28 protein-coding genes are annotated in these 23,184 nt (G+C 48.1%); 20 read left to right on the top strand and 8 right to left on the bottom strand.

Annotated features, from left to right (window positions below; translation table 11 throughout):
• Positions 1–44: 44 nt before the first annotated feature.
• A complete protein-coding gene (gene recX, locus ACNA6I_RS10770; protein ID WP_048007760.1) occupies positions 45–851 on the top strand; it encodes a recombination regulator RecX in 807 nt (268 codons plus the stop codon).
• 17 nt (positions 852–868) lie between these two features.
• Here the strand turns inward: recX and ACNA6I_RS10765 are convergent, their stop codons facing one another.
• Positions 869–1,612 carry an SDR family NAD(P)-dependent oxidoreductase gene (locus ACNA6I_RS10765; RefSeq protein ID WP_416313283.1) on the bottom strand — a complete coding sequence of 248 codons (744 nt, stop codon included), beginning with the start codon at positions 1,610–1,612 and terminating at the stop codon, positions 869–871.
• Between the two features lie 64 nt (positions 1,613–1,676).
• Between ACNA6I_RS10765 and ACNA6I_RS10760 the strand changes: the two genes are divergently transcribed.
• A complete protein-coding gene (locus ACNA6I_RS10760; RefSeq protein WP_048007762.1) occupies positions 1,677–2,006 on the top strand; it encodes a YfhH family protein in 330 nt (109 codons plus the stop codon).
• 30 nt (positions 2,007–2,036) lie between these two features.
• Here ACNA6I_RS10760 and ACNA6I_RS10755 read toward each other — a convergent pair whose 3' ends face one another.
• Complete coding sequence (locus ACNA6I_RS10755; protein WP_082139434.1) at positions 2,037–2,177, bottom strand: YpzG family protein; 141 nt, start codon at positions 2,175–2,177, stop codon at positions 2,037–2,039.
• 17 nt (positions 2,178–2,194) lie between these two features.
• A complete protein-coding gene (locus tag ACNA6I_RS10750; protein ID WP_048007763.1) occupies positions 2,195–2,359 on the bottom strand; it encodes a small, acid-soluble spore protein K in 165 nt (54 codons plus the stop codon).
• A gap of 109 nt (positions 2,360–2,468) precedes the next feature.
• On the opposite strand from ACNA6I_RS10750, the gene ACNA6I_RS10745 reads away from it, so the two are divergent.
• Positions 2,469–2,738, top strand: coding sequence for a YfhJ family protein (locus ACNA6I_RS10745; RefSeq protein ID WP_048007764.1), 270 nt, complete (start codon positions 2,469–2,471; stop codon positions 2,736–2,738).
• Between the two features lie 48 nt (positions 2,739–2,786).
• Here ACNA6I_RS10745 and ACNA6I_RS10740 read toward each other — a convergent pair whose 3' ends face one another.
• Positions 2,787–3,773, bottom strand: coding sequence for a metal-dependent hydrolase (locus ACNA6I_RS10740; RefSeq protein ID WP_416313282.1), 987 nt, complete (start codon positions 3,771–3,773; stop codon positions 2,787–2,789).
• A 194-nt stretch (positions 3,774–3,967) separates the two neighbouring features.
• Here ACNA6I_RS10740 and mutY point away from each other — a divergent pair, with 194 nt between their 5' ends.
• Complete coding sequence (gene mutY / locus ACNA6I_RS10735; protein WP_048007766.1) at positions 3,968–5,083, top strand: A/G-specific adenine glycosylase; 1,116 nt, start codon at positions 3,968–3,970, stop codon at positions 5,081–5,083.
• Here the strand turns inward: mutY and ACNA6I_RS10730 are convergent.
• A complete protein-coding gene (locus ACNA6I_RS10730) occupies positions 5,080–5,304 on the bottom strand; it encodes a hypothetical protein (RefSeq protein WP_048007767.1) in 225 nt (74 codons plus the stop codon). The two genes, mutY and ACNA6I_RS10730, sit on opposite strands and share 4 nt — an antisense overlap.
• A 72-nt stretch (positions 5,305–5,376) precedes the next feature.
• Here ACNA6I_RS10730 and fabL point away from each other — a divergent pair, with 72 nt between their 5' ends.
• The 10 genes from fabL to nikC all read left to right on the top strand — a co-directional run bounded on the left by fabL (position 5,377) and on the right by nikC (position 15,551).
• Positions 5,377–6,120 carry an enoyl-[acyl-carrier-protein] reductase FabL gene (gene fabL / locus ACNA6I_RS10725; RefSeq protein ID WP_416313281.1) on the top strand — a complete coding sequence of 248 codons (744 nt, stop codon included), beginning with the start codon at positions 5,377–5,379 and terminating at the stop codon, positions 6,118–6,120.
• A 76-nt stretch (positions 6,121–6,196) separates the two neighbouring features.
• Positions 6,197–6,349, top strand: coding sequence for a gamma-type small acid-soluble spore protein (locus ACNA6I_RS10720; RefSeq protein ID WP_048007768.1), 153 nt, complete (start codon positions 6,197–6,199; stop codon positions 6,347–6,349).
• A gap of 176 nt (positions 6,350–6,525) precedes the next feature.
• A complete protein-coding gene (locus ACNA6I_RS10715) occupies positions 6,526–6,783 on the top strand; it encodes a YgaB family protein (RefSeq protein WP_048012506.1) in 258 nt (85 codons plus the stop codon).
• Between the two features lie 137 nt (positions 6,784–6,920).
• Complete coding sequence (locus ACNA6I_RS10710; protein WP_048007770.1) at positions 6,921–7,451, top strand: DUF402 domain-containing protein; 531 nt, start codon at positions 6,921–6,923, stop codon at positions 7,449–7,451.
• Positions 7,452–7,577: 126 nt separating this feature from the next.
• Entirely contained in the window at positions 7,578–9,326 is a 1,749-nt protein-coding gene (locus tag ACNA6I_RS10705; protein WP_048007771.1) for an ABC transporter ATP-binding protein, read from the top strand.
• Between the two features lie 245 nt (positions 9,327–9,571).
• A complete protein-coding gene (locus ACNA6I_RS10700) occupies positions 9,572–10,588 on the top strand; it encodes an ABC transporter ATP-binding protein (RefSeq protein ID WP_048007772.1) in 1,017 nt (338 codons plus the stop codon).
• Complete coding sequence (locus tag ACNA6I_RS10695; protein ID WP_048007773.1) at positions 10,563–11,528, top strand: ABC transporter ATP-binding protein; 966 nt, start codon at positions 10,563–10,565, stop codon at positions 11,526–11,528. The genes ACNA6I_RS10700 and ACNA6I_RS10695 overlap by 26 nt, the downstream gene beginning before the upstream one ends.
• A 66-nt stretch (positions 11,529–11,594) precedes the next feature.
• Positions 11,595–13,187, top strand: a complete 1,593-nt coding sequence (locus tag ACNA6I_RS10690) for an ABC transporter substrate-binding protein (RefSeq protein ID WP_048007786.1) — start codon at positions 11,595–11,597, stop codon at positions 13,185–13,187.
• Between the two features lie 437 nt (positions 13,188–13,624).
• Entirely contained in the window at positions 13,625–14,629 is a 1,005-nt protein-coding gene (locus ACNA6I_RS10685; RefSeq protein ID WP_048007774.1) for an ABC transporter permease, read from the top strand.
• A gap of 34 nt (positions 14,630–14,663) precedes the next feature.
• A complete protein-coding gene (nikC, locus tag ACNA6I_RS10680) occupies positions 14,664–15,551 on the top strand; it encodes a nickel transporter permease (protein ID WP_416313758.1) in 888 nt (295 codons plus the stop codon).
• Positions 15,552–15,590: 39 nt separating this feature from the next.
• On the opposite strand, the gene ACNA6I_RS10675 is transcribed toward nikC, so the two are convergent.
• Together ACNA6I_RS10675 and ACNA6I_RS10670 are read right to left on the bottom strand one after the other, a co-directional pair.
• A complete protein-coding gene (locus ACNA6I_RS10675) occupies positions 15,591–16,676 on the bottom strand; it encodes an FUSC family protein (RefSeq protein ID WP_048007776.1) in 1,086 nt (361 codons plus the stop codon).
• A gap of 265 nt (positions 16,677–16,941) precedes the next feature.
• Positions 16,942–18,228, bottom strand: coding sequence for a glutamate-1-semialdehyde 2,1-aminomutase (locus tag ACNA6I_RS10670; protein WP_048012504.1), 1,287 nt, complete (start codon positions 18,226–18,228; stop codon positions 16,942–16,944).
• A gap of 169 nt (positions 18,229–18,397) precedes the next feature.
• Between ACNA6I_RS10670 and ACNA6I_RS10665 the strand changes: the two genes are divergently transcribed.
• From ACNA6I_RS10665 to perR, 5 genes are all read left to right on the top strand, one after another.
• On the top strand, positions 18,398–18,790 hold the full coding sequence (locus ACNA6I_RS10665; protein WP_416313280.1) for an ion channel: 393 nt from the start codon (positions 18,398–18,400) through the stop codon (positions 18,788–18,790).
• A 57-nt stretch (positions 18,791–18,847) separates the two neighbouring features.
• A complete protein-coding gene (bcp, locus tag ACNA6I_RS10660; protein ID WP_048007779.1) occupies positions 18,848–19,312 on the top strand; it encodes a thioredoxin-dependent thiol peroxidase in 465 nt (154 codons plus the stop codon).
• Between the two features lie 207 nt (positions 19,313–19,519).
• On the top strand, positions 19,520–20,467 hold the full coding sequence (locus ACNA6I_RS10655; protein WP_048007780.1) for a D-2-hydroxyacid dehydrogenase: 948 nt from the start codon (positions 19,520–19,522) through the stop codon (positions 20,465–20,467).
• Between the two features lies 1 nt (position 20,468).
• On the top strand, positions 20,469–21,017 hold the full coding sequence (locus tag ACNA6I_RS10650; RefSeq protein WP_048007781.1) for a cob(I)yrinic acid a,c-diamide adenosyltransferase: 549 nt from the start codon (positions 20,469–20,471) through the stop codon (positions 21,015–21,017).
• A gap of 85 nt (positions 21,018–21,102) precedes the next feature.
• Complete coding sequence (gene perR / locus ACNA6I_RS10645) at positions 21,103–21,555, top strand: peroxide-responsive transcriptional repressor PerR (RefSeq protein ID WP_048007782.1); 453 nt, start codon at positions 21,103–21,105, stop codon at positions 21,553–21,555.
• 66 nt (positions 21,556–21,621) lie between these two features.
• Here the strand turns inward: perR and ACNA6I_RS10640 are convergent, their stop codons facing one another.
• Positions 21,622–21,975: a YgzB family protein gene (locus ACNA6I_RS10640; protein WP_048007783.1), complete on the bottom strand. Its 354-nt coding sequence runs from the start codon at positions 21,973–21,975 to the stop codon at positions 21,622–21,624.
• Positions 21,976–22,129: 154 nt separating this feature from the next.
• Here ACNA6I_RS10640 and ACNA6I_RS10635 point away from each other — a divergent pair, with 154 nt between their 5' ends.
• Positions 22,130–22,996: a nucleotidyltransferase-like protein gene (locus tag ACNA6I_RS10635; protein ID WP_048007784.1), complete on the top strand. Its 867-nt coding sequence runs from the start codon at positions 22,130–22,132 to the stop codon at positions 22,994–22,996.
• Positions 22,997–23,184: the final 188 nt, after the last annotated feature.

The following is a 23,184-nucleotide window of genomic DNA, read 5'->3' as shown; positions in this document are numbered from 1 at the left end:
TAAAAACATAAAGGATGTGTTACGATTGAAATGAGGTGATAAAGATGGGAACCATCACAAAGATAACAAGGCAGGTCAAGAATACAGAACGTTACAACTTATTCATAGATGGAAAATATGCATTCAGTGTAGATGAAGGCATACTAGCCTCACATCACCTGAGAAAGGGTCTCGAAGTTGATGAGCTTGCCATCAGCGAGCTTCAATATGCGGATGACGTGAAGAAGGCTTTCAACAAAGCAAGCCACTATCTTTCCTACCGGATGAGGACGGAGAAGGAAGTACGTGACCACCTTCTTGAGTCGGAGTGGGAGGATGGAATCGTGCAAGAGGTGATGGATAAACTGAAGGAATTAAAATATACAAACGACGCGGAGTTTGCCCATGCCTTCACGGGGACACATATGAACACATCGGATAAAGGGCCGAAGTGGATAAGCGGAGAACTGAGAAGGAAAGGCGTGGATGCCCGGTATATCGAGGAAGCTCTTGAAGCCTTCTCTCAGGATCAGCAGGTTGAAAAGGCTGCTGCACTTATGGAGAAGATGCTGAAGAAGTACAAAAATGACTCGGTGACCGTGGCAAAACAAAAAATCGAGCAGAACTTGATGAGAAAGGGCTACACCGGCTCCATCATGAAGCTGGCATGGGAAACGGTCGACAACCAGCGGGATGATGACGAAGCGTGGCAGGCAGTCTACCATCAGGCATTGAAGGCCCATCGCAAGCTGAGCACTAAGTATGAAGGATATGACTATAACCAGCGGATGAAGCAGGCGTTGTACCGTAAAGGATTTTCCATGGAGGATATCGACAGGGCAATAGAGGAAATCAAGAACCAGGAAGCGTGACTTCCTGGTTCCTTTTCTTATTTCTTGGATTCAATGATGATTGCTTCAGTTTCCGCGTACTGGGATACAATCATCTTTGCCACTTCTGCGGGTGAACGGAATCGGCTGGGATCTTCAACATGATCGCTTTCATCCCAGAAGGGTGTATTCATTCCCCCCATAAAGGCATTCACGATTCGGATCTGGCTCCCTTCGTATTCTTTCTGAAGGCTTTCGCCGAATCCCCTCAGTGCAAATTTACTGGCGGCATAAAGGGTTTCATTCTTCTTGCCACGGAGCCCGGCCGTCGAGATGACATTGATAACAGTAAAAGCGCGATGGGGGACAGCTTCGATCATGGCCTTGGTCAGGCGGATGGGACCGAATACATTTGTTTCAAAGGTGGCGACCATCTCTTCGTCGGTGGATGATTCAAGTGGTCCGAAATACCCCACGCCTGCGTTGTGGACAAGCAGTTCGATATCTCGCGAGCCCCATGTCGATAGCGTCTGTTCAATCTCAGTTCGGGAGCGGACGTCCATGATGTCATATGTAGCATGACCACCTGATGCGAGGATGCTTTGAACAGTTTCTTTTAAGGGTTGTTCCCGGCGGCCGACAAGTAGAATGTCATACCCCTTATCGCTTAATTGTTTTGCAAGTTCTTTTCCTAACCCGGTACCTCCACCGGTTATGACTGCTGTACCCATGATGATCAATCCTTTCGGGGTGTATACAATGGATGAGTGAATGCTGAAACGCTGCTTGTCGCCCCAGAGCAAGCGCCCTGCGCTTTTCTTATTATACCATTTTCCTTATACTACAATAGTAGGGAGGAGTGAGGAAATGGATCAGGAGAGACGTTATAGTGAGATGACGGAGCATGAGTTGAATCAGGAGATTGCTTCGTTGAGGGAGAAGGCACGTAAGGCAGAACAGCTGGGCATTGTGAATGAGTTCGCGGTTTTGGAGCGAAAGGCACTGATGGCTCAGGCTTATTTGAGGAATCCTGCCGATTATGAAGCGGGTGGCGTGTATGGGATCGAAGGAGATCCCGGTGTGTATTTTAAAGTGGATTATTTAAACGGGGTGTTTGCGTGGGGCTACCGCCTAGGTGGCAACGGGGAAGAGGAAGCGCTGCCTATTTCACTGCTGGCCCCTGATAAGAAAAAGTGAAGCCCATTCCGATAAGGAACGGGCAACAGATTATGAACGCTTTTTTGTATCGCGTTCAAGGATGATCAGATTTTGTGTCTGGGTTGTTTGTCCATTTGCCTGTGCATGGGCATGCTTCGGGTTATAGAATGCCTTTTTAAATGGACTGTTGTAATCACGATTGAATTTCATCAACTATTCCCCCTGCTCTAGAGTGAATCCTGCTTGCGATTGTTTGAAGCCTTCATTCGTTCTTGAGGGTGGGTATTGATGGTCCCATCCGCCCTTTTGGATGCAAATTCCGCTTTAGCACGGGGCTCTCCTTCAAACTTATTGCCGTGTTCATTCGGAAACCCTGTTGTCTTATTGCGCATGTGTCTGCCTCCTTGAAGGGTGGAATGTTTGTGGACGATGCCACATCTATAGTATGATGATTTTTCAGATAGAAAACACGTTACTGTCACTGGAAAAGGAGGGTGGATAATGGAATCGATTTTTCACGAGTTGACACAGCTTCTTATGGATGAGAATTCCAAACTGACGTATGAAAAGGCCAGGACTTGGGTTGAGCTCGTTTGGGAAGACTTTGAAACGACCTATGCCAAGGCTGGTTATGAATATAAAGGAAAAGAAGTCACGGAGAAGGTCGTAAGGCAATGGATTGCGACATACGGGACGAATGTGCATGATTTCGCTGCGAGTAATCCGAAATACAGTCATTTGCTTGATGACGGAGATCATACGGTCCACTGATCAGGTGGAAATCAAAAGGGACAGCCAATCGGCCGTCCCTTTCGTCATTCAATCGATGATGATATTGATATCCACCTTCTGGCGTAGTTTCTCTTCACTGAACACCCATCCCGTATAAGAACTCACGATGTTCAGATCCTTATCAAGCTGCACGAGGGCAACGAATGGATAGTGTCCGTTGTTGCGATACCGGAGGTCGATGAATCTCACTTCATAATGGTCATCGTATTCGTCCATTTCCCATCGGTAAATTGGTGAAAAGGACAGGAATGCGGCCAGATTCTTATCTTTCCGCGCTGCATTCATAACCGGGATATCCGGTATCGGAACTCGCTTGAACTCATCGTAGATCGTGATGGATCTCCTGTAGGCACGTGCCACATAGTAGTGGTGTTTGGTCAGTACGGCCAGCCTCCATTGGAAGAATCGGATCGTCGGGGAGACGATGATCCGTTCGGCATTGGGGATTCTTCTTTTGACTGCGTTTTTGACCGTCTTCTGTACGATGAAGCGCAGGACGTAATATCCGATAATGACCGCATACATCACAAGGAACGTCTGACCTGGCGGAAAGCCTACGGCCCAGAGGATCAGTCCGATGATATGGATACCGAAAATGATGGGGTCAAACGTGTTGATGACCCCAAGGGCCACCCATTTGGATGAAATCGGCCGGATGGCCTGGGTGCCGTACGCATTGAAGATATCCACGAACACGTGAAGAAAGACAGCGAAAAAGGTCCATAACCAAAGATGAAGCAGATTGGCACCCGGGAAGAAGGGGTACAGGCAGGCGACGATCAGGAGTGGCCACAGGATGACAGCGGGTATGCTATGGGTGATGCCCCGGTGATGCCTGATGTAAACGGCATTGTTCCGGAGTTTAAGTATGGTATCGACATCGGGGATCTGGGAGCCGATGACGGCAGCGATCAACACGCTGTGCGCGGTTGAGGCATTTTCGGCCACGACCGGATCCAGCGTCGCTAGCCCCCCGAGTGCAAATCCCATGACGATGTGTGTACCTGTATCCAAAAGTTAGTCCTCCTTGGCTCGCATGTTTAGTGTCGCGAATCGTTTCTGAACATGATATGGTTAATGGGTGTGAATTTCAAGGTAAGAATGATTACAGTTTTGTGATAATTCATTGTAGCAGGAGGGAAAGCTCGCCCTGCTTACAGGGATTATTCCCTATATCGAGTACCAAATAACATCCTGGAGGGACAAAAGTGACAGATGAACCATTAAAGAATCTCCATTCCATCGACCGGGAAGCGTTCCAGGAAGATCTGATCTCCTGGTTCACCAATGAGCAGCGGGATCTTCCATGGAGGAAGGATCAGGACCCCTATAAAGTGTGGGTGTCGGAAATCATGCTCCAGCAAACCCGTGTCGATACGGTCATACCTTATTTTAACCGATTTATCGGAAAATTTCCTACGTTAGATGCTCTTGCGTCTGCCGATGAAGAAGAAATCCTGAAAGCTTGGGAAGGCCTCGGCTATTATTCCCGCGTCAGGAATCTGCAGGCAGCGGTCCGGGAGGTGAGGGACTCATACGGCGGAATCGTACCGGACGATCCCAAAGAAATCGCCACCCTGAAGGGAGTGGGGCCCTATACGGCTGGCGCCATCCTCAGCATCGCCTACGGGAAACCCGAACCGGCCGTGGACGGCAATGTCATGAGGGTCTTCTCGCGCATTTTATCGATTTGGCTTGATATTGCCAAGCCTTCCTCAAGAAAGGTGTTCGAAGAAGCGGTGCGGGCCCTCATCTCTGAAGAAAACCCTTCTTACTTCAATCAGGCACTGATGGAGCTGGGGGCATTGATCTGTACCCCGACCTCCCCTTCATGCCTGCTCTGTCCTGTAAGGGAGCATTGTCATGCATTTGAAGAAGGCGTTCAGTCTGAACTTCCCATTAAATCAAAAAAGAAAAGTGCCCGTAAACTCAATATGGCAGCAGCCGTGCTTTTCAACACAGATGGGAAGGTTTTGATCCATAAGCGTCCCGGCACGGGACTTCTTGCAAATTTGTGGGAGTTCCCGAACTTCGAAGTCGGAAGCACTGGTCGCATCCGTGAGCAGCTCCATGAAAGCCTCATTGAAGTATATGGGGTGGAAAGTGCGTTGAAAAGGGAAATCGCTTCAACCTTCCAACATATCTTCTCACACATCATCTGGGATATCGATGTATTCGTTGGGGTGGTCGAAGATCATGAATCATATGGGGATCTCATTGCAGTCACGCCGGAAGAGCTTGAAAAATATGCGTTTCCCGTTTCCCATCAGAAGATATGGAAGGAAGTCAGCTTACAGCTGGAAAAGGGGCAAGTGCGCCCCTAATCATAACTGACCTTCGTTCCATTGGTATAAGTGGCTTCGTGATGAGACAGGCCTCCGCGTGACTCGATCTCTTTGATGATTTCACGATGGATGGATTGTCCTTCGCTGTTCAAATAAGGTACTATTTGTTGTAGTGAGTGATGGAAGAAGGCAAGCTCAGATTCCTTCCACTCACTCTTTGGTACCATGGAAAGTTCGGTCATATCTCTACCTACATACATTAATGATCCCTCCTGTCCTTAGTTTGGATGAATGAAGGACGAATATACAGGGGGTAAGGAAGGAAGATGAACATGAGTCAAAAAGTAGCATTGGTAACGGGAAGCAGTCGTGGATTGGGAAGGGAAATCGCTATCCAGCTTGCTGAAAAAGGATACGATATCGTCGTTAACTACGCACGTAGTAAGAAGGGGGCCCTCGAGACAGCTGAACAGATTGAAAAGCTTGGACGAAAGGCGTTCATCGTTCGGGCGAATGTCGGGGATGTCGATAAAATCAAGGCGATGTTCGAACAAATCAAGGAGGAATTCGGGAGGTTGGATGTCCTCATCAGCAATGCTGCCTCTGGTGTGCTCCGCCCTGTGATGGAACTGGAAGAATCCCACTGGGACTGGACGATGAACATCAACAGCAAAGCCCTCCTCTTCTGTGCACAGGAGGCGGCAAAGTTGATGGATGATGGCGGAAGGATCGTCAGCATCAGCTCCCTCGGTTCGATCAGGTACCTTGATAACTACACCACCGTTGGCGTGTCAAAGGCAGCCGTGGAAGCATTGACCCGATATCTGGCCGTCGAGCTTGCGCCAAGGAATATTATCGTGAATGCCGTATCTGGCGGTGCGATCGATACGGACGCACTGAAGCATTTCCCGAATCGCGAAGAGCTTCTTGAAGACGCCCGCCAGAATACCCCTGCTGGAAGAATGGTCGAAATCGACGACCTCGTGAAGTCCGTCATGTTCCTCGTGTCGGCTGATTCGTCCATGATCAGGGGACAGACGATCATCGTCGATGGCGGAAGGTCGCTTCTCGTCTGACCCGATTATTTTTCAAAAAAAAGTCGAATAGTCACCTCCACCCTTGGTTATCTTAATAAGCGTGGAGGTGATTACAATGGCAAAACAAAACAACAAAACAAACATGCAACAACAACAAAAACAACAAAATGCCGGACAACAACAGTACGGCACTGAGTTTGCTTCTGAGACTAACGCTCAAGAAGTGAAAAAGCAAAACCAACAATCAGCTCAAAAGAACCAAAAATAATGTCTGAAATAGCATAGAGCTATTCCATGACCACTGAAAAGCACCCGGATCCCATCCGGGTGCTTTTTCATTTTTCCTTCGACAAAACTGGTGGGAATGGGACAGGAATAGTCAAAGGGATTACCGCCTGGAAGGAGAATCTGTGTAGAGAGTCTTTTACAGGGAGTGGATGGGCTATGCAGGAGTTATTCAATGAACTGATTCATGAGCAGCTGGAAACGATGGACAAGCTGCTATTCCTTCAATCCGAAATCGAGCGCTGCCAGGATCTTGAAAAGGAATTGATCGAGCTAGAAGAGATGGCTCTTGCCGAGTCGCTGAAAAGAGAAATTGAAATGAAGAAAAGTGAATTGAAAGATATTCAAAAAGTATTCCAGGAGCAGACAGATGAAGTCATCCGCTCGTATAAAAAAGAACAGGAAGTATCCCTTTAAGAACGGAGGACAAGGGCGCCCAGCGAATGTATTTTCCTAATGGGTAGCCCTTTTGTTTTAAATTTCGGGAGGAAACGTTATAATAATAGAATAGACTTTTATTTATACGTGCAATCCGAAGGAAAGAAGGGTAGAAAATGGCGGTTCCCACAGAAGGGCATTCAGTACAAATACATAGCTTCAAGCATGATGGAAACATCCACCGTATATGGAATGAAACAACCATCCTGAAAGGGACTAGCAATATGATCATCGGCGGAAACGACCGGACAATGGTGACCGAGTCCGACGGCAGGACGTGGATGACCCGAGAGCCTGCAATTTGCTACTTTCATTCAGAATTATGGTTCAATATCATCTGCATGATCCGGGAAGACGGTATTTATTATTATTGCAATCTGAGCTCCCCGTTCGTATACGATCACGAAGCGATCAAGTATATCGATTATGATCTTGATATCAAGGTGTACCCGGATATGACCTATACGCTCTTGGATGAAGATGAGTATGATACCCATCGCAAGTTGTACGGTTATCCCGATGTTATCGATCACATTCTGCAAAGGAATGTGGACAAGCTCGTCAGATGGATCAGGCAGCGGAAGGGACCGTTTGCCCCTGATTTCATCGATATTTGGTACGAGCGCTATTTAATGCACAGAGGATAAAGGAAGTAGTAACCGATAGAAGGGCTGACCCTTTCTGAGAGCCGCCGGATTCAATTCGATCCGCGCAGGGCTTCTCAATCAACGGGGTCACCCCTTTTTCATGGTCAGATTGAAAGGAGTTTTGAAGTGGACAGTATCAAACGATACCTCCAGTTTGTCAAGCCTTACCGCTGGCAAATAATAGGTACGCTCATTATAGGAATCATCAAATTCGCCATCCCGCTTCTCATTCCGGTGCTCATCAAATATGTCATCGATGATGTAGTGGGGAACACCTCCCTATCAGCCGGAGAGAAGACGAACCATCTCCTCCTAGTGATGGGGATCATGGTTGTGGTCTTTCTGATCATTCGTCCGCCTGTTGAATATTACCGCCAATACTTCGCTCAGTGGACAGGGAATAAAATCCTCTATGATATCAGGGACCAACTTTTCTCTCACATACAGAAGCTCAGCTTCAAGTATTACTCGAACACGCGGGCAGGAGAAGTCATCTCCAGGGTCATAAATGATGTTGAGCAGACAAAAAACTTCGTCATGACGGGGCTTATGAATCTCTGGCTTGATCTTGCAACGATCTTGATCGCAGTGGCCATCATGTTCACCATGGACGTCTCACTGACCTTCGTTTCATTGATTGCCTTTCCGTTCTACGCCCTTTCAGTGCGCTATTTCTTCGGGCGTCTTCGTGGCCTTACGCGTGACCGGTCCCAGGCCCTTGCAGAAGTGCAAAGTCATCTTCATGAACGGGTTCAGGGAATGCCGGTGATCAAAAGCTTTGCCGTGGAAGATCACGAGCAAACCGCTTTCCGCAGTCAGAATAAAAACTTCCTGCAAAAGGCATTGGATCAGACGAGCTGGAACGCCAAGGCATTTGCCGTCGTCAATACCATTACAGACATATCACCGCTCATCATTATCGGGTATGCGGGTTATCAGGTCATCCAGGGAGATCTGACCATCGGGACGATGGCGGCATTTGTCGCCTATATCGACCGCCTCTATAGTCCGCTGAGGAGACTTGTGAATTCTTCTACGACCCTGACGCAGTCCATTGCGTCAATGGACAGGGTGTTTGAGTTCATGGATGAAAAATACGATATCGACGATGAGCCCGGAGCGATTCCTTGTACAACTGTAAAAGGGGACATCAAGTTTGATCATGTATCCTTTAAGTACGAGGAAGAAGAAGAAACGGTGCTGAGCAACCTGAACTTGGATATCCATTCTGGTGAAACGGTCGCTCTTGTCGGAATGAGCGGAGGGGGGAAATCCTCCCTTGTCAGCTTGATCCCGAGGTTCTATGACGTCTCCGAGGGGAGCATACTTCTTGATGGGACGGATATCAGAAGGTTCCAAGTGAGAACGCTCAGGGATAAAATCGGAATGGTTCTTCAGGACAACATCCTTTTCAGTGAATCGGTCAAGATGAATATCAAATTCGGTAATCCTGATGCGACGGATGAAGAAGTGATCGAGGCAGCCAAAGCAGCCAATGCCCATGACTTCATCATGAAGCTCCCTGAAGGCTACGATACGAAAGTCGGGGAACGCGGTGTGAAACTTTCCGGAGGTCAAAAGCAGAGGGTGGCCATCGCCAGGGTATTCTTGAAGAATCCACCGATCTTGATCCTGGATGAAGCTACCTCCGCCCTTGATCTTGAAAGTGAACATCTCATTCAGGAATCGTTGGAGATGCTTGCCAAAGACAGGACGACTTTCATCGTCGCCCACCGCTTGTCCACGATTACCCATGCAGACCGTATCATCCATATGGAGAACGGGGAAATTGCTGAAATGGGTACCCATGAGGAACTAATGAAGAAGCAGGATCATTATTACAGATTGTTCCAGGTTCAACAATTAGATAATTAACAGAAAGCCGGTGAAGAAACGAATGTTTCTTCACCGGCTTTTTTCTATAAGTACATGGGAGTATTTTCCTTTAGTTGTAAAGGTATGATCTAGGACAAACGGCATATAGTGGGAAAAGGGGTAATTGTCTATTAAGAATAAAAATTCTGAAAATAGATTGCAACATTTGTAGCATCTTGTATAATAAGAAACAGATAAAAATTAGAAAATAAAGATTTTTTAGATAATGGAAAGGGAGAGGTTTGATGGGGAAAGCACGTCCTTTATTGCAGGTAGAAGACTTGAGGACCTCCTTTTTCACTGATGATGGAGAGGTTCCGGCAGTCGACGGGGTAAGTTTTCATGTGAATGAAGGGGAAATCCTCGGGGTGGTTGGAGAAAGCGGATGTGGGAAGAGCGTCACATCCCTATCGGTCATGGGACTAATTCCCTCACCACCAGGTAAAATCACTGGAGGGCGTATTCTTTATAAAGGGGAAGATTTGACTAGCGCAACCGATAAGCGGATGAGGGAGATCCGGGGGAATGACATTGCCATGATCTTTCAGGAACCGATGACTTCCCTTAATCCTGTGTTTACCATAGGAGATCAACTGACCGAGTCCATACGTATACATATGAAACTGAGCAAAAAGGAAGCGCTTAAGAGAGCCATTGAGATGCTGAAGAAAGTCGGCCTTCCGAGATCTGAAGAGCTGGTGAAGGAATATCCTCATCAACTGTCGGGAGGAATGCGTCAGCGGGTCATGATCGCCATGGCAATGGTATGCGATCCGAATGTCCTCATTGCAGACGAGCCGACCACAGCCCTTGATGTGACCATCCAGGCGCAGATCCTGAAGCTGATGAAAAATCTGAATAAGGAATTGAATACGGCCGTCCTCCTGATCACCCATGATCTCGGTGTAGTAGCCGAAACATGTGAGCGTGTCGTCGTCATGTACTCTGGGAAAGTGGTTGAAGAAGGGACGGTCGAAGAAATCTTTAAAAATCCTCAGCACCCCTATACTAAGGGACTGATCCAATCGGTTCCCGACATGAGGATGAAACAGCAGCGTCTCCATTCCATCAAAGGCAGTGTGCCCAGACCCGGCTCGATCAAGACGGGTTGCCGATTCGCTGCCAGATGCGAATCGGCCTTCGATCGCTGTCTGGTCGAAACCCCTGAACTATATGAAACATCCAAAGGACATTGCACAAGATGCTTCCTATTCGATGAAGCAGAGGAGGGAGTTTATGACGGAACCATTGCTGAAGGTTGAGAATCTCCAGAAACATTTCCCCATCACCGGGGGGCTGTTGGGGAGACAAATCAGCTCGGTCAAAGCGGTCGACGGCGTATCATTCACCGTCAACAAGGGGGAGACCCTTGGAATCGTCGGTGAAAGCGGATGTGGAAAATCAACAACCGGAAGGATGCTCATGCGCTTGATCGATCCGACCGATGGGAAAGTGACGTTTCAGGACCGGGAGCTTACGAGTCTATCAAACTCCGAAATGAGGAAGATGAGAAGGGAGATCCAAATGGTCTTCCAGGACCCGTATGCCTCTCTTAATCCAAGGCATACAGTGGAACAGATCCTGGAAGAGCCCCTCAAGGTCCACGGAATCGGGTCCCAGAAAGAAAGGCGCCAAAGGGTCAGGGAGCTTCTCGAAATTGTAGGGTTGAGCAGCTATCATGCAAAGCGGTATCCCCATCAATTCAGTGGGGGGCAGAGGCAGCGGATCGGGATTGCAAGAGCCCTCATGACGCGACCGAAGCTCATCATTGCAGACGAGCCGGTGTCGGCCCTTGATGTTTCCATCCAATCACAGGTGCTGAACCTCATGCAGGATCTACAAAAAGAATTCGGACTCACCTATATATTCATCGCACATGATCTTGGCGTCGTCAGGCATATCAGTGACCGGGTAGGCGTCATGTACCTCGGCAGGATGGTAGAGCTCAGCACCAGTGAAGCGCTCTACGATAAGCCGATGCATCCATATACGCAGGCGCTTCTGTCGGCAGTGCCGATACCGGATCCGGAGTTTAAAAGGGAGACCATCCTCTTACAAGGGGATATTCCGAGCCCTTCCAATCCTCCGAGCGGATGCACATTCCACACCCGGTGTCCGCACGCAACAGAGATATGCAAGCAAAAGGTTCCTGATTTCAAGGAACAGCAACCAGGGCATTATGTTGCCTGCCATCTTTATTGAGGGCAGGCGGTATAACGTATATATAAACCACAGGAGGGGATTTGTTTGAAGAGAAAAGGTTGGTCAATGATCATGCTGATGATCCTGCTCGTATCCACAGTACTCTACGGCTGCGGATCCGAAGGTTCATCCGGTGAAGGCGGGGGAGACAAGGATAATGCTGCACCGAAGCAATTGATATTCGGTCGTGGTGGAGATTCCGTGGCACTAGACCCGGCAGTCGTCACAGATGGAGAGTCATTTAAAGTCACAGTGAATATTTTTGAAACCCTTGTGAACTTCGGGGAGCAGGACACAGAACCGAATCCAGGTCTGGCGGAGAAGTGGGACGTAGCCGATGATGGATTGACGTATACCTTCCACCTTCGTGAAGGAGTGAAGTTCCAGGACGGGACGGACTTAAATGCGGATGCGGTCGTAAAGAACTTCGATCGCTGGATGAATGGGAACGAAGAGGCATTCTATTACTATAAATCCATGTTTGGTGGGTTTAAAGGAGACGAAGGGCACGTCATTGAAGAAGTGAAGGCTGTTGACGAGAAAACCGTCGAATTCAAGCTGAAACGTCCGCAGGCTCCTTTCCTTAAGAACATTGCCATGAGCCCGTTTGCGATCGTCAGCCCGAAAGCAATCGACGAACAAGGCGATAAGCTCGGAGAAAACCCGGTGGATGCAGGAACTGGTCCATTCAAATTCAAAGAGTGGAAACGTAACGACAAAATCGTACTCGTGAAAAATGAAGATTATTGGCAAAAAGATCAACCTAAATTGGATGAAGTGGTATTCCGCGCAATCCCTGAGAACTCTGCTCGTCTGAACGCCTTGATTTCCGGGGAAATCGATCTTGCCGATGGAGTCAATCCAAGTGATGCAGGCCAAGTCGAGAGCAATGCTGACCTACAGATCTTTGAGCGCCCGTCCATGAACGTCGGATACCTCGGTTTGACTTCAACACGCAAGCCGTTCGACAATCCGAAAGTGCGCCAGGCCATCAACTATGCCATCAATAAGCAATCGATCATCGACGCTTTCTTCGAAGGGAAAGCCGAAATTGCCAAAAACCCTATGCCTCCTGTCGTAGCTGGTTATAACGATGAAATTGAAGGGTATGAATACGACCCTGAAAAAGCGAAGGAACTACTGAAAGAAGCAGGCCTTGAAGACGGTTTTGAAATGGAGCTTTGGGCGATGCCTGTACCGCGTCCATATATGCCGGATGGTCAAAAGGTGGCAGAAGCCATACAGGCCGACCTTGAAAAAATCGGAGTCAAAGCCAATATCGTATCCTATGAGTGGGCAACGTATCTTGAAAAAGCCCGTAAAGGTGAAGCGGATGCCTTCCTTCTTGGTTGGACCGGTGATAACGGAGATGCCGATAACTTCCTTTATGTCCTTCTCGATAAAGACAATATCGGAAGCAACAACTATACCTACTACAGTAATGACGAACTCCACAAGCTCCTGATCGATGCCCAATCGGAAACCGATCAAGATAAACGTAATGAAATGTACAAGAAAGCCCAAGAAATCATCCATGAAGATGCTCCTTGGGTACCGCTTGCCCACTCGACACCACTTCTTGCGGGCAGCAACAAAGTCAAAAACTTCAAGCCACATCCAACTGGATCCGACTTCCTCGGAGCAGTGGACTTAGAATAATCCATTACCACCAAAGGGGAGACGCCAAAAGCTCTCCCCTTTGTACATAGAAAAGCGGAGGGCGCTCGATCTGGCCCGACAAGCATAAGACAGAAATCCAGAAAGGCGTTCTTTGCCTTTTTGGATTTCGGGCTTATGACCTCGAGGGCCAAGCGCCCGGAGCTAGACAGGAAAGAAAAGCGGAGGCGGGTCGATCTGGCCCGACAAGCATAAGCCGGAAATCCGGAAAGGCGCTCTTTGCCTTTTTGGATTTCAGGCTTATGACCTCGAGGGCCAACCCGCCGGAGCTGGACAAAGAAAAGCGGAGGGCGCTCGATCTGGCCCGACAAGCATAAGACAGAAATCCAGAAAGGCGTTCTTTTCCTTTTGGGGTTTCAGGCTTATGGTCAGGAAAGAAAAACATAGCAACCATTCCTTTTAAAAAGAGGTGAATACTGATGTTTCAATACACCATCCGAAGATTATTGCAGCTGATTCCGGTTCTATTGGGAATGACATTGATTGTATTCTTCATTATCCGTGCCATCCCTGGTGATCCGGCACAGGTCATTCTTGGGCAGCAGGCCTCGAAGGAAGCGATCGAGCAGCTGAGGAATCAGCTGGGACTTGATAACGCCTGGTACGTTCAATATTTTGACTATTTAAAAGGACTCCTTACAGGAGATCTTGGGAATTCCCTCAGGACGAAAACAGAGGTTTCAGCAGAAATCTGGCCATATCTTGCAGCCACTGCGGAACTGGCCATCGTGGCCATGATCATTGCCGTCGTCATTGGTGTCAATGCAGGTATCATCAGTGCGTGGTTCCAAAATTCCTGGTTTGATTACACGGCCATGATCCTTGCTCTGATCGGGGTATCGCTTCCGATCTTCTGGCTTGGCTTGATGGAACAGTGGGTTTTCGGGATTCAACTTGACTGGCTTCCGACATCGGGCCGTGAAAATGTAAGGAACCCTGTATCATCCATAACGAATTTCTATCTGCTGGATACCCTGATACAAGGGAGATTCGATCAATTCGGGGATGTCTTCAAGCATCTCATCCTACCGGGGATTGCCCTCGCCACCATCCCGATGGCCATCATTGCACGGATGACGAGGTCCAGTATGCTCGAAGTCATGCGATCCGATTATATCCGGACGGCACGGGCCAAAGGGTTGAAGATGTTCTGGGTCGTGTACAAGCATTCTTTGAAAAATGCCATCATCCCGGTCCTGACCGTCATCGGGCTTCAAATGGGTCTCCTTCTCGGGGGAGCGATCCTGACGGAAACGATCTTTGGGTGGCCTGGCATCGGCCGCTATATATACGATGCCATAGCGTATCGGGATTACCCCGTCATTCAGTCAGGGATCCTGGTGGTTGCCATGATCTTTGTCACCATCAATCTGATTGTGGACCTTCTCTATGCGGCTGTTGATCCGCGTATCAAATATAACTAGCATCTACAGGAAGAGGTGAACTCTTATAGCAAAAATAGCAGAACCGCAAAAGGAGCTCAATCCTGCCCTTCAGGAGGAGCATGTCTCCCCTTGGAAAGAGGCGTGGAAAAGCTTTCGGAAGAATAAAATAGCCCTGATCGGTCTTTTCATCGTCTTGTTCTTTGTGATCCTCGCGATTGCTGCACCACTGATCGCCCCGCAGGGAATCAATGAGCAAAACCTGGCGAAAAGGCTGCAGGCACCGTCCTCGGAGCACTGGTTCGGAACGGACGATTTCGGTCGCGACATTCTTTCAAGGATCATCCATGGTGCAAGGATTTCCCTGTGGGTCGGATTTTTTGCCGTCATCGGTTCGGCCGTCGCAGGTAGCCTGCTTGGGATTGTTGCAGGTTATTATGGGCGCTGGGTTGATACGATCATCTCGAGGATCTTCGATATCATGCTTGCGTTCCCGAGTATCCTCCTTGCGATTGCCGTCGTTGCGGCACTTGGGCCATCCTTGAGGAATGCCCTCATTGCCATTGCCATCATCAACATACCGAACTTCGGTAGGCTCGTCCGCTCCAGGGTACTGAGTGTGAAGCAGGAGGAGTATGTCATGGCGGCAAAGGCGATCGGCATGAAGGATAACCGGATCCTGCTCCATCATATCCTTCCGAACAGCATGGCCCCGATCATCGTTCAGGGTACCCTTGCCATTGCGACGGCCATCATCGAGGCGGCTGCTCTTGGATTCCTTGGTCTGGGCGCGCAGGCTCCTCAACCGGAGTGGGGTAAGATGCTCGCCGATGCCAGAACGTTCATGCTGCAGGCGCCTTGGACAATGATCTTTCCGGGACTTGCCATCATGCTGACGGTTCTCGGGTTCAATCTCATGGGCGACGGTCTCAGGGATGCACTAGATCCAAAAATGAAAAACTGACAAAAAGGAAGGAGCCGACAGTATCGGCTCCTTCCTTTTTTATACTTCCTCTTCTTCCGAGATGGACACTTCGTTATCTTCTTTGTGATACGACTGGAAGCTGGTGATCAATCGCTCCAGATGCTCAAGATTCTCATCGTATTCAAAGATGGCAGAGAAGATATGAAGTAGGTGGAAATTATGGATATCATCATTCTTGGTGTGCTGTTTGACTTCCTCTAGCATGATGGTCATCAGTTCTTTTCGGTGAAGACAAACATCCTGCTGGGCTTCCGATTCAGCATGGGGATGCATCTTGCCAAGGAACTTCAGGTGTAATTGTTCATGATAGGTCAGGAGACAATCGAGTTGAGCCTTGATGACGCCCCGGAGTTCATCGGGAAGCTGGTAGATTTCGTTTTCATAGCGGTTCAACCTTTTTAACACTTCAAAACTGCGGTATGTGGAGGAAATCATCTGCCTGAAGATGACAAGCTTCCGGCTTCTGACGATCGTGTTCCGCTTGAAGTATTCCCGCTCTTCTTTGTACAACAGATAAAGCTGGTCGACCTTGATGAGCTTTTCTTTAATACGCTCAAGATCTTTCTTTACAAGGTGGAATTCGGTAGCATGCCTTGTGCTGAGCCTGATCCACTTCAGGATCTCTTCTGTGGAATCTGAAACCCGGTGGAACAGCTTTGTCTCATACTTTGGTGGCAGGAAGATCAGGTTGATGATGAAAGAGGAGAATACCCCAATCAAGATCGTAGAAAAACGGATGAGTGCAAATGTAATAAAGTCCTGATCGGTAACCTCCATGATGGCGATGAGTGTGACAAGGGCCAGGCCGATGGTGTTTTGCAGTTTGAGTTTCAAAATGATGGCGATGGCGATAATGACCGCAAGGCCGACCACAAGAGGGCTGCTGCCGAAAATCAATACAAAAATCACGGCGATCCCGGCGCCGACCAGGTTTGCTTGGACCTGCTCAATGATGGTCAGGTACGAGCGGTAGATCGTCGGCTGTACGGCGAATACTGCTGCAATCCCGGCGAACACAGGTGCAGGCAGTTTCAGTATTTCTGAGATAAGGAGAGCCAAAACGATCGCAATCCCCGTCTTGAGGATGCGGGCACCAAATTTCATGTATATAGATCCTTTCCATTCTTGACTTTTTCAATAAACAATACTGTACTATACAGGTACTTCAGTACAATATCAATAGGCAATTTCAATTTATTTCAGAAGGTTGCAGCCTGATATCACAAGGCTTTTCTTACTAGGGTTAGTACCACTTTGAAAAGGAGATTAAACGGGAGTATCTGCTCTTTAGTATATGAAGAAGGAGAGGGGATTATCATGGGATGCATGATATAAAAAAGCCCGTCTCGGGTGAGGCGGGCCGGTGCGATTAAAGCTGTGAGAAGGCTTTATCAACGGCAACGAGTGTCGCGTTGATATCTTCTTCTGTATGGGCTGTGGTCAGGAACCATGCTTCATATTTTGATGGAGCAAGATTGATTCCTTGATTAAGCATGAGCTTGAAGAATCTGGCGAACATTTCACCATCTGTAGCTTCGGCCTGCTCATAGTTTTCAACCGTTTCTTCTGTGAAGTAAAGGGTCAGTGCTCCTTTCAAACGGTTGATGGAGATCGGAGTGCCGTGCTTTTTGGCTGCTGCAAGGATCCCTTCTTCGAGCTTGGCACCGAGTGCATCAAGTTTTTCGTACACACCCGGTTCCTGCAGTACTTCAAGGCAGGCGATTCCTGACAGGATCGAAGCGGGATTGCCGGCCATCGTCCCAGCCTGATAAGCAGGGCCGAGGGGAGCCACTTGCTCCATGATTTCTTTTTTACCGCCGTAGGCACCGATCGGGAGTCCTCCACCGATGATCTTTCCGAGTGCGGTCAGGTCGGGCTTCACTTTGAGAAGATCCTGAGCCCCTCCGTACATGAATCGGAATGCTGTGATGACTTCATCATAGATCACAAGGGAGCCGGCTTCGTGGGCAATATCATTGATGGCTTCGAGGAATCCTTCCTTCGGCTCGACGATCCCGAAGTTTCCTACAATCGGCTCGACGAGAACGGCTGCGATCTGGTCGCCCCATTTTTCCATCGCTTCTTTGAAAGGTCCGATCTCATTGAACGGAACGGTGATCACTTCCTGGGCGATACTTTTCGGTACGCCTGCAGAATCGGGTGTCCCGAGGGTGGACGGACCTGAACCTGCTGCTACAAGGACAAGGTCGGAGTGTCCGTGGTAACAGCCCGCGAACTTGATGACTTTATCTTTACCGGTGTAGGCACGGGCAACTCGGATGGTCGTCATGACGGCTTCTGTACCTGAGTTGACGAAACGCACTTTATCCATATAGGGCATGGCTTCTTTGATCATTTTTGCAAATTTGACTTCGTGGCGCGTCGGCGTACCGTATAATACCCCGTTCTCCGCAGCGGTTTTAATGGCTTCTGTCACGTGGGGATGCGCGTGTCCCGTGATGATCGGACCGTACGCAGCAAGGTAGTCAATGTACTTATTCCCGTCGACGTCCCAGAAATATGCCCCTTCTCCGCGTTCCATCGCAACGGGAGACCCGCCCCCGACTGCTTTATACGAGCGTGATGGGCTGTTTACACCACCGACGATATGCTCCAGGGCTTCTGTATGTAATGATTCTGATTTAGAAAATTGCATGGTAACCTCCTAGTATTCTTTGAAACTTCCTTCTCTATTGTAGTACTGTGGTACAGGGTTTAGCAAATAGGGGAATACTGGATGTGAGAATGTTTTCGCCGGAGGATGCGTACATATTAGAAGACAAGCTCATGGATGAGGGATGCGGATGTTGTATGTAATCGGATCAATGATCTTTCTGTGCATGATGATGAGCGTGTGGGCGCTTTTCACTCCCGGTGGGAAGAGGGACCACGTTTTTTCCCTGCACCATTTTTTCTTTCTCGGGATGTGCTACTTGACGATCATGATCGGTTTCGGGGCGATTTACCTTCTCCTCGACCTTGAAGGGGTCCAGATCCTGGTGGAGGATGGTGCCCCCATCACCGGCACATTCATTGAGCATTTCTTCACGAGCATCTATTTCAGCGGTGTGACGCTCTTCTCTCTTGGATACGGAGATGTTACGCCGGTTGGTGTCGGCCGGGGTGTCGCTCTCATAGAATCGTGGCTGGGCTATACCGTACCGGCTGCCTTTGTGGTAAAAAGCTTCATGCGGCCAAAGGATGATCGAATCAGTTGAGTTTTATCCCTGTTTTGGTTACGCTATCGGTAATCAAACATATGGAGGGATCAAAGGATGACAGTTGGTCAAAAGGCACCGGAATTCGAACTGACGGCGAATAATGGTGAAACAGTGAAACTATCCGATTACAGAGGCAAGAATGTCGTACTCTATTTTTATCCGAAAGATATGACACCGGGATGTACGACAGAGGCTTGTGACTTCCGTGATCACCATGAGAACTTTGAAGAACTTGACGCAGTCATCCTCGGTGTAAGCCCCGATCCGGCGGAGCGCCATGAAAAGTTCATCGAGAAACACGGTCTCCCGTTCCAGCTTCTTGTGGATGAAGATCATAAGGTGGCTGAGGCATACGGAGTGTGGAAGCTCAAGAAGAACTTCGGAAAAGAATACATGGGTATCGAACGCTCCACTTTTATCATTGATAAAGAAGGCACCCTCTCCAAGGAGTGGAGGAAAGTGAAGGTGAAGGGACATGTGGAAGAGGCCCTTCAATACATCGAAGAGCATCTTTCCTGAAGCGAAATCGCCTATTTTTCTTTTCAGAGGCGTTTGTCCATTCACTTTTACTGCAGGTACATATAGTAAGAGTAGGGCAACCTCCTCAAATAAGTCAGTCTCCCATAGACAGGGCCGGTCGATGACCGCCCTCTTTTTTTTGCCGCTTGAGATTAGAGGGCTGTAGGACGGTGTGATAAAATGGGAAAAAGGAGTGTGGGTGTCGCGATGGATGTTGTATTTACATATGAGCCGAAAGAAGATTTCCGTGTGGAGCTGAAGCGTGAATTTCCTGATCAGCAATTTCACTTCTGCAAAAATGTGAAGGAAGCTGGGGGAATACTGGCTGAGGCCCAAGTTGCTGTAACAATGGGGGAGGACTTGACCCCTGAGATTCTTGAAAATTGCCAGCAGTTGAAATGGATCATGGTAACGTCTGCCGGCTTGGAGAAGATGCCGTTCGATTCCATCCGTCAAAAAGGGATCATGGTGACAAATGCGAGGGGGATCCATAAGATCCCCATGGCCGAGTTCACGTTGGGCCTGATGCTGCAGCATGCGAAAAAATTCCCGGTCATCGGTGAGCAGGAGAAAGAGAAGACGTGGTCGCGCAGGATCGGCTTCAGCGAGCTTCATGATCATGTGATTCTCATTATCGGTGCCGGAGCGATCGGAGGGGAGGTCGCCAGGCTGTCAAAAGCATTCGGGATGAAGGTGATCGGCATCAATTCATCGGGTGAGGCAAAAGACCATTTCGATGAGATGTACACCTTTGAAGGGATGGATAAGGTCCTTGGATCTGCTGACTATATCGTTTCGGTCCTTCCGAGTACGAAGGAGACCCGCTCCCTGCTGACAATCAATCACTTCAAAGCCATGAAAGACAGCGCCGCCTTCATCAATATCGGGAGGGGGGATCTAGTGGAGGAAGAAGTACTCCTCCGGGCGGCAAGGGATCGCTTGGTGGACAAGATCTACCTGGATGTATTCAAGGATGAACCCCTGCCTGCAGATCATCCTTTCTGGGAAGAGGAGTCGATCACCATCACACCTCATGTGTCGAGCATAACGGAACACTATATGCCGAGAGCGCTCTCCATATTTAAAACCAATCTGCTTGCATATCATAATGGTGAAGAGCTTATCAATATCATTGATACTGAAAGGGGTTATTAAGTTGAAAATTTATACAAAGACCGGAGATAAAGGATCGACATCTCTTATATACGGGACCAGGGTGTCCAAAAAGGATCAACGTGTAGAAGCATATGGTACATGCGACGAAGCAAATTCGATGCTTGGACTGGCACTGAGCTATATGAAAAACGAATTCTTCGAAGGGAAGGATTCATTCGAAGAATTCCTTCATAAAGTACAGACGATTCTGTTCCATGTAGGAGCAGAGCTTGCCACCCCGCAGGGCAAGGAAGTGAAATGGAAGCTGGAGGAGGAGCATGTGAGAGAGCTTGAAGAACAGATTGACGCCCTCGACGGGACGCTCACTCCACTGACGAATTTCATCCTGCCCGGCGGTCATCCATCCGGAGCTGCTTTCCATACGGCGAGGACGATTGTAAGGAGGGCTGAGCGGGAAGCAGTCGGGATCGACGAACCGGTCAATCCCCTCGTTTTATCGTACCTGAATCGGTTATCTGATTACCTTTTCGTGGCAGGAAGATACATCAACCAGCAGATGGGTGAGGAAGAGAAAAATTTGCACGGTTGATGGTGGCATGGATTGACAATCAGCGCCTCCATTAGTACACTATTTATAAAGATTATAAACTAATAATTTTTATGAAAAGAGGTGCATGACGATGTCTGACGAAAGCCAATTGAAAGAAGCGATCTCGACATTGAAGGAAACGGGAGTACGAATAACTCCTCAACGTCATGCGATATTAGAGTTTCTCATTGAATCAATGGCTCATCCGACTGCTGATGACATATACAAAGCCCTTGAAGGAAAATTCCCTAATATGAGTGTGGCAACCGTCTATAACAATCTGCGGGTATTCCGGGAAGTCGGACTGGTGAAGGAACTTACCTACGGGGATGCGTCCAGCCGTTTTGACTTTGTCACCACGGAACACTATCATGTCATCTGCGACAGCTGCGGAAAGATTGTCGATTTCCACTATCCGGGACTCGATGAAGTGGAGCATCTTGCCTCTCACGTGACGGGATTCAAGGTTAACAGTCATCGAATGGAGATTTACGGAACCTGTCCTGAATGCAGTAAAATCAACAAAGAAACCCATTAAGAATGGCCCAACCGGACCATTCTTTTTTGTTGCGCACCACAAAAAAATAGGGCCCTGTTAAGGTCCCTATCGGCTGCGTTTTTTATTATAGTCTTCGTTGAACTCTTCGCCTTCAAGCTTCGGATCCAACGTAAGCGGCTCATTGCAATACATGCACATATCGACACGCCCGAGCACCTTCGTGACCTTCCCGCAATTGGGACACGTCACCTGGACGGCCTTCGTCGAAAGCATGCCGATCCAGAAATAGACGACCGTACTTCCGATGATTGACAGAAACCCCAATAGCATGAAGGTTGTCATGACCCACGGGTGCTGTCTAAAATAGATACCTACATACATAATGATGAATCCGATGAAAACCAAGCTTAACGCAAAGGTCCGGATTTTATTGATTTTGCTAGAATACTTCTTTGCCATCTCCATCCCCCTCCTAAAAAAATACTATACCATAATCAGGATGGAACGGGGGACGGGAATGACGTTTGTCGAAAAATGACTATAATTACAGAAGGAAATCCAGTGTTCATGTCGAAATAGTTACCAACCAATGATTGATGTGGAGGAGTAAGCAATGGAAGACATTTTAAGACCGATATACCAGGAGCGTACAAGTCATCCCAACACGCTGGGCGCCCTGTTGGTGGAACAGAGTAACAAATTCAGCCCCTTGACCGATACCTTTGATATCGTTCTGTTTCTTGTGGTGAAGGAGGCGGAAGAGCCGGTCTTCATCAAGCATTATTCCTATAAAGATCAAAAAGCCGCCCTGCACGTGGTGACGGAAGAAAAGCTCAGGGAATGGATCTTGCTAGGTTCCAACCGCAAAGTCATCGACTGGATTTTCAATGGAAAAGTATTATTTGATCGGAACGAGTTCATCCAGAATCTGAAGATCGAACTGAGGGACTTCCCTTTCTATGGAAGGAAAATCAAAATGGGTCTCGAGTTTGCCAAACTGATCAGACGTTATATGGATGGAAAGGTATTCTTCGAGAGTAGACATTACCTTGATGCCTATAATCATATTGTTCATTCCCTTCATCACCTTGCCCGGCTCTCCGTCATCGAGCATGGATTCCATCCTGAAGTGACCGTGTGGAATCAGGTCAAACAGATTGAACCGGAAATTTACAAGCTATATGAAGAGCTGGTGACGAGTGATGAAGAAATCGACAAGCGTCTGGAGCTTCTTTTCCTGGCAAGTGAATTCCTTATCCATTCGAGGATGAAGGTGGCATCAGAGCACCTGATCAGCATACTGGAGCAGAAAGAGTATTGGACGTTCCAGGAACTCTTGAATAATGAAGGGGCCAAACATTATTCCGTCGATCTGAGCATGATGATCGAGTATCTAACGGATAAAGGCTTCATCGAGGTGGTTGATGTGGAAACCAAAGGACAGGGAATTTACCATAGATACTACAGAGTTAAAAAATAATTATATTAAAATATCAATTTGTGTTGACTTCCTATTCAAGGCTTGATATATTAGATGAGTCGCCGCTGAACGACAACATAAAACGGTCAGTGGCGACCTGATAAAACGAAAAAAAGTTGTTGACAAACGAACGGCAACTTGATAAGATTAAAAAGTCGCTTCTGAGAGAAACGAAGCGCTTACAATCT

The sequence above is a fragment of the Rossellomorea sp. FS2 genome (assembly GCF_047915635.1).
In the GTDB taxonomy this organism is placed as follows: Bacteria; Bacillota; Bacilli; order Bacillales; family Bacillaceae_B; genus Rossellomorea; species Rossellomorea marisflavi_A.
Note: the sequence above shows the minus strand (reverse complement) of the source record. Positions and strands in the feature narration are given on the sequence as shown.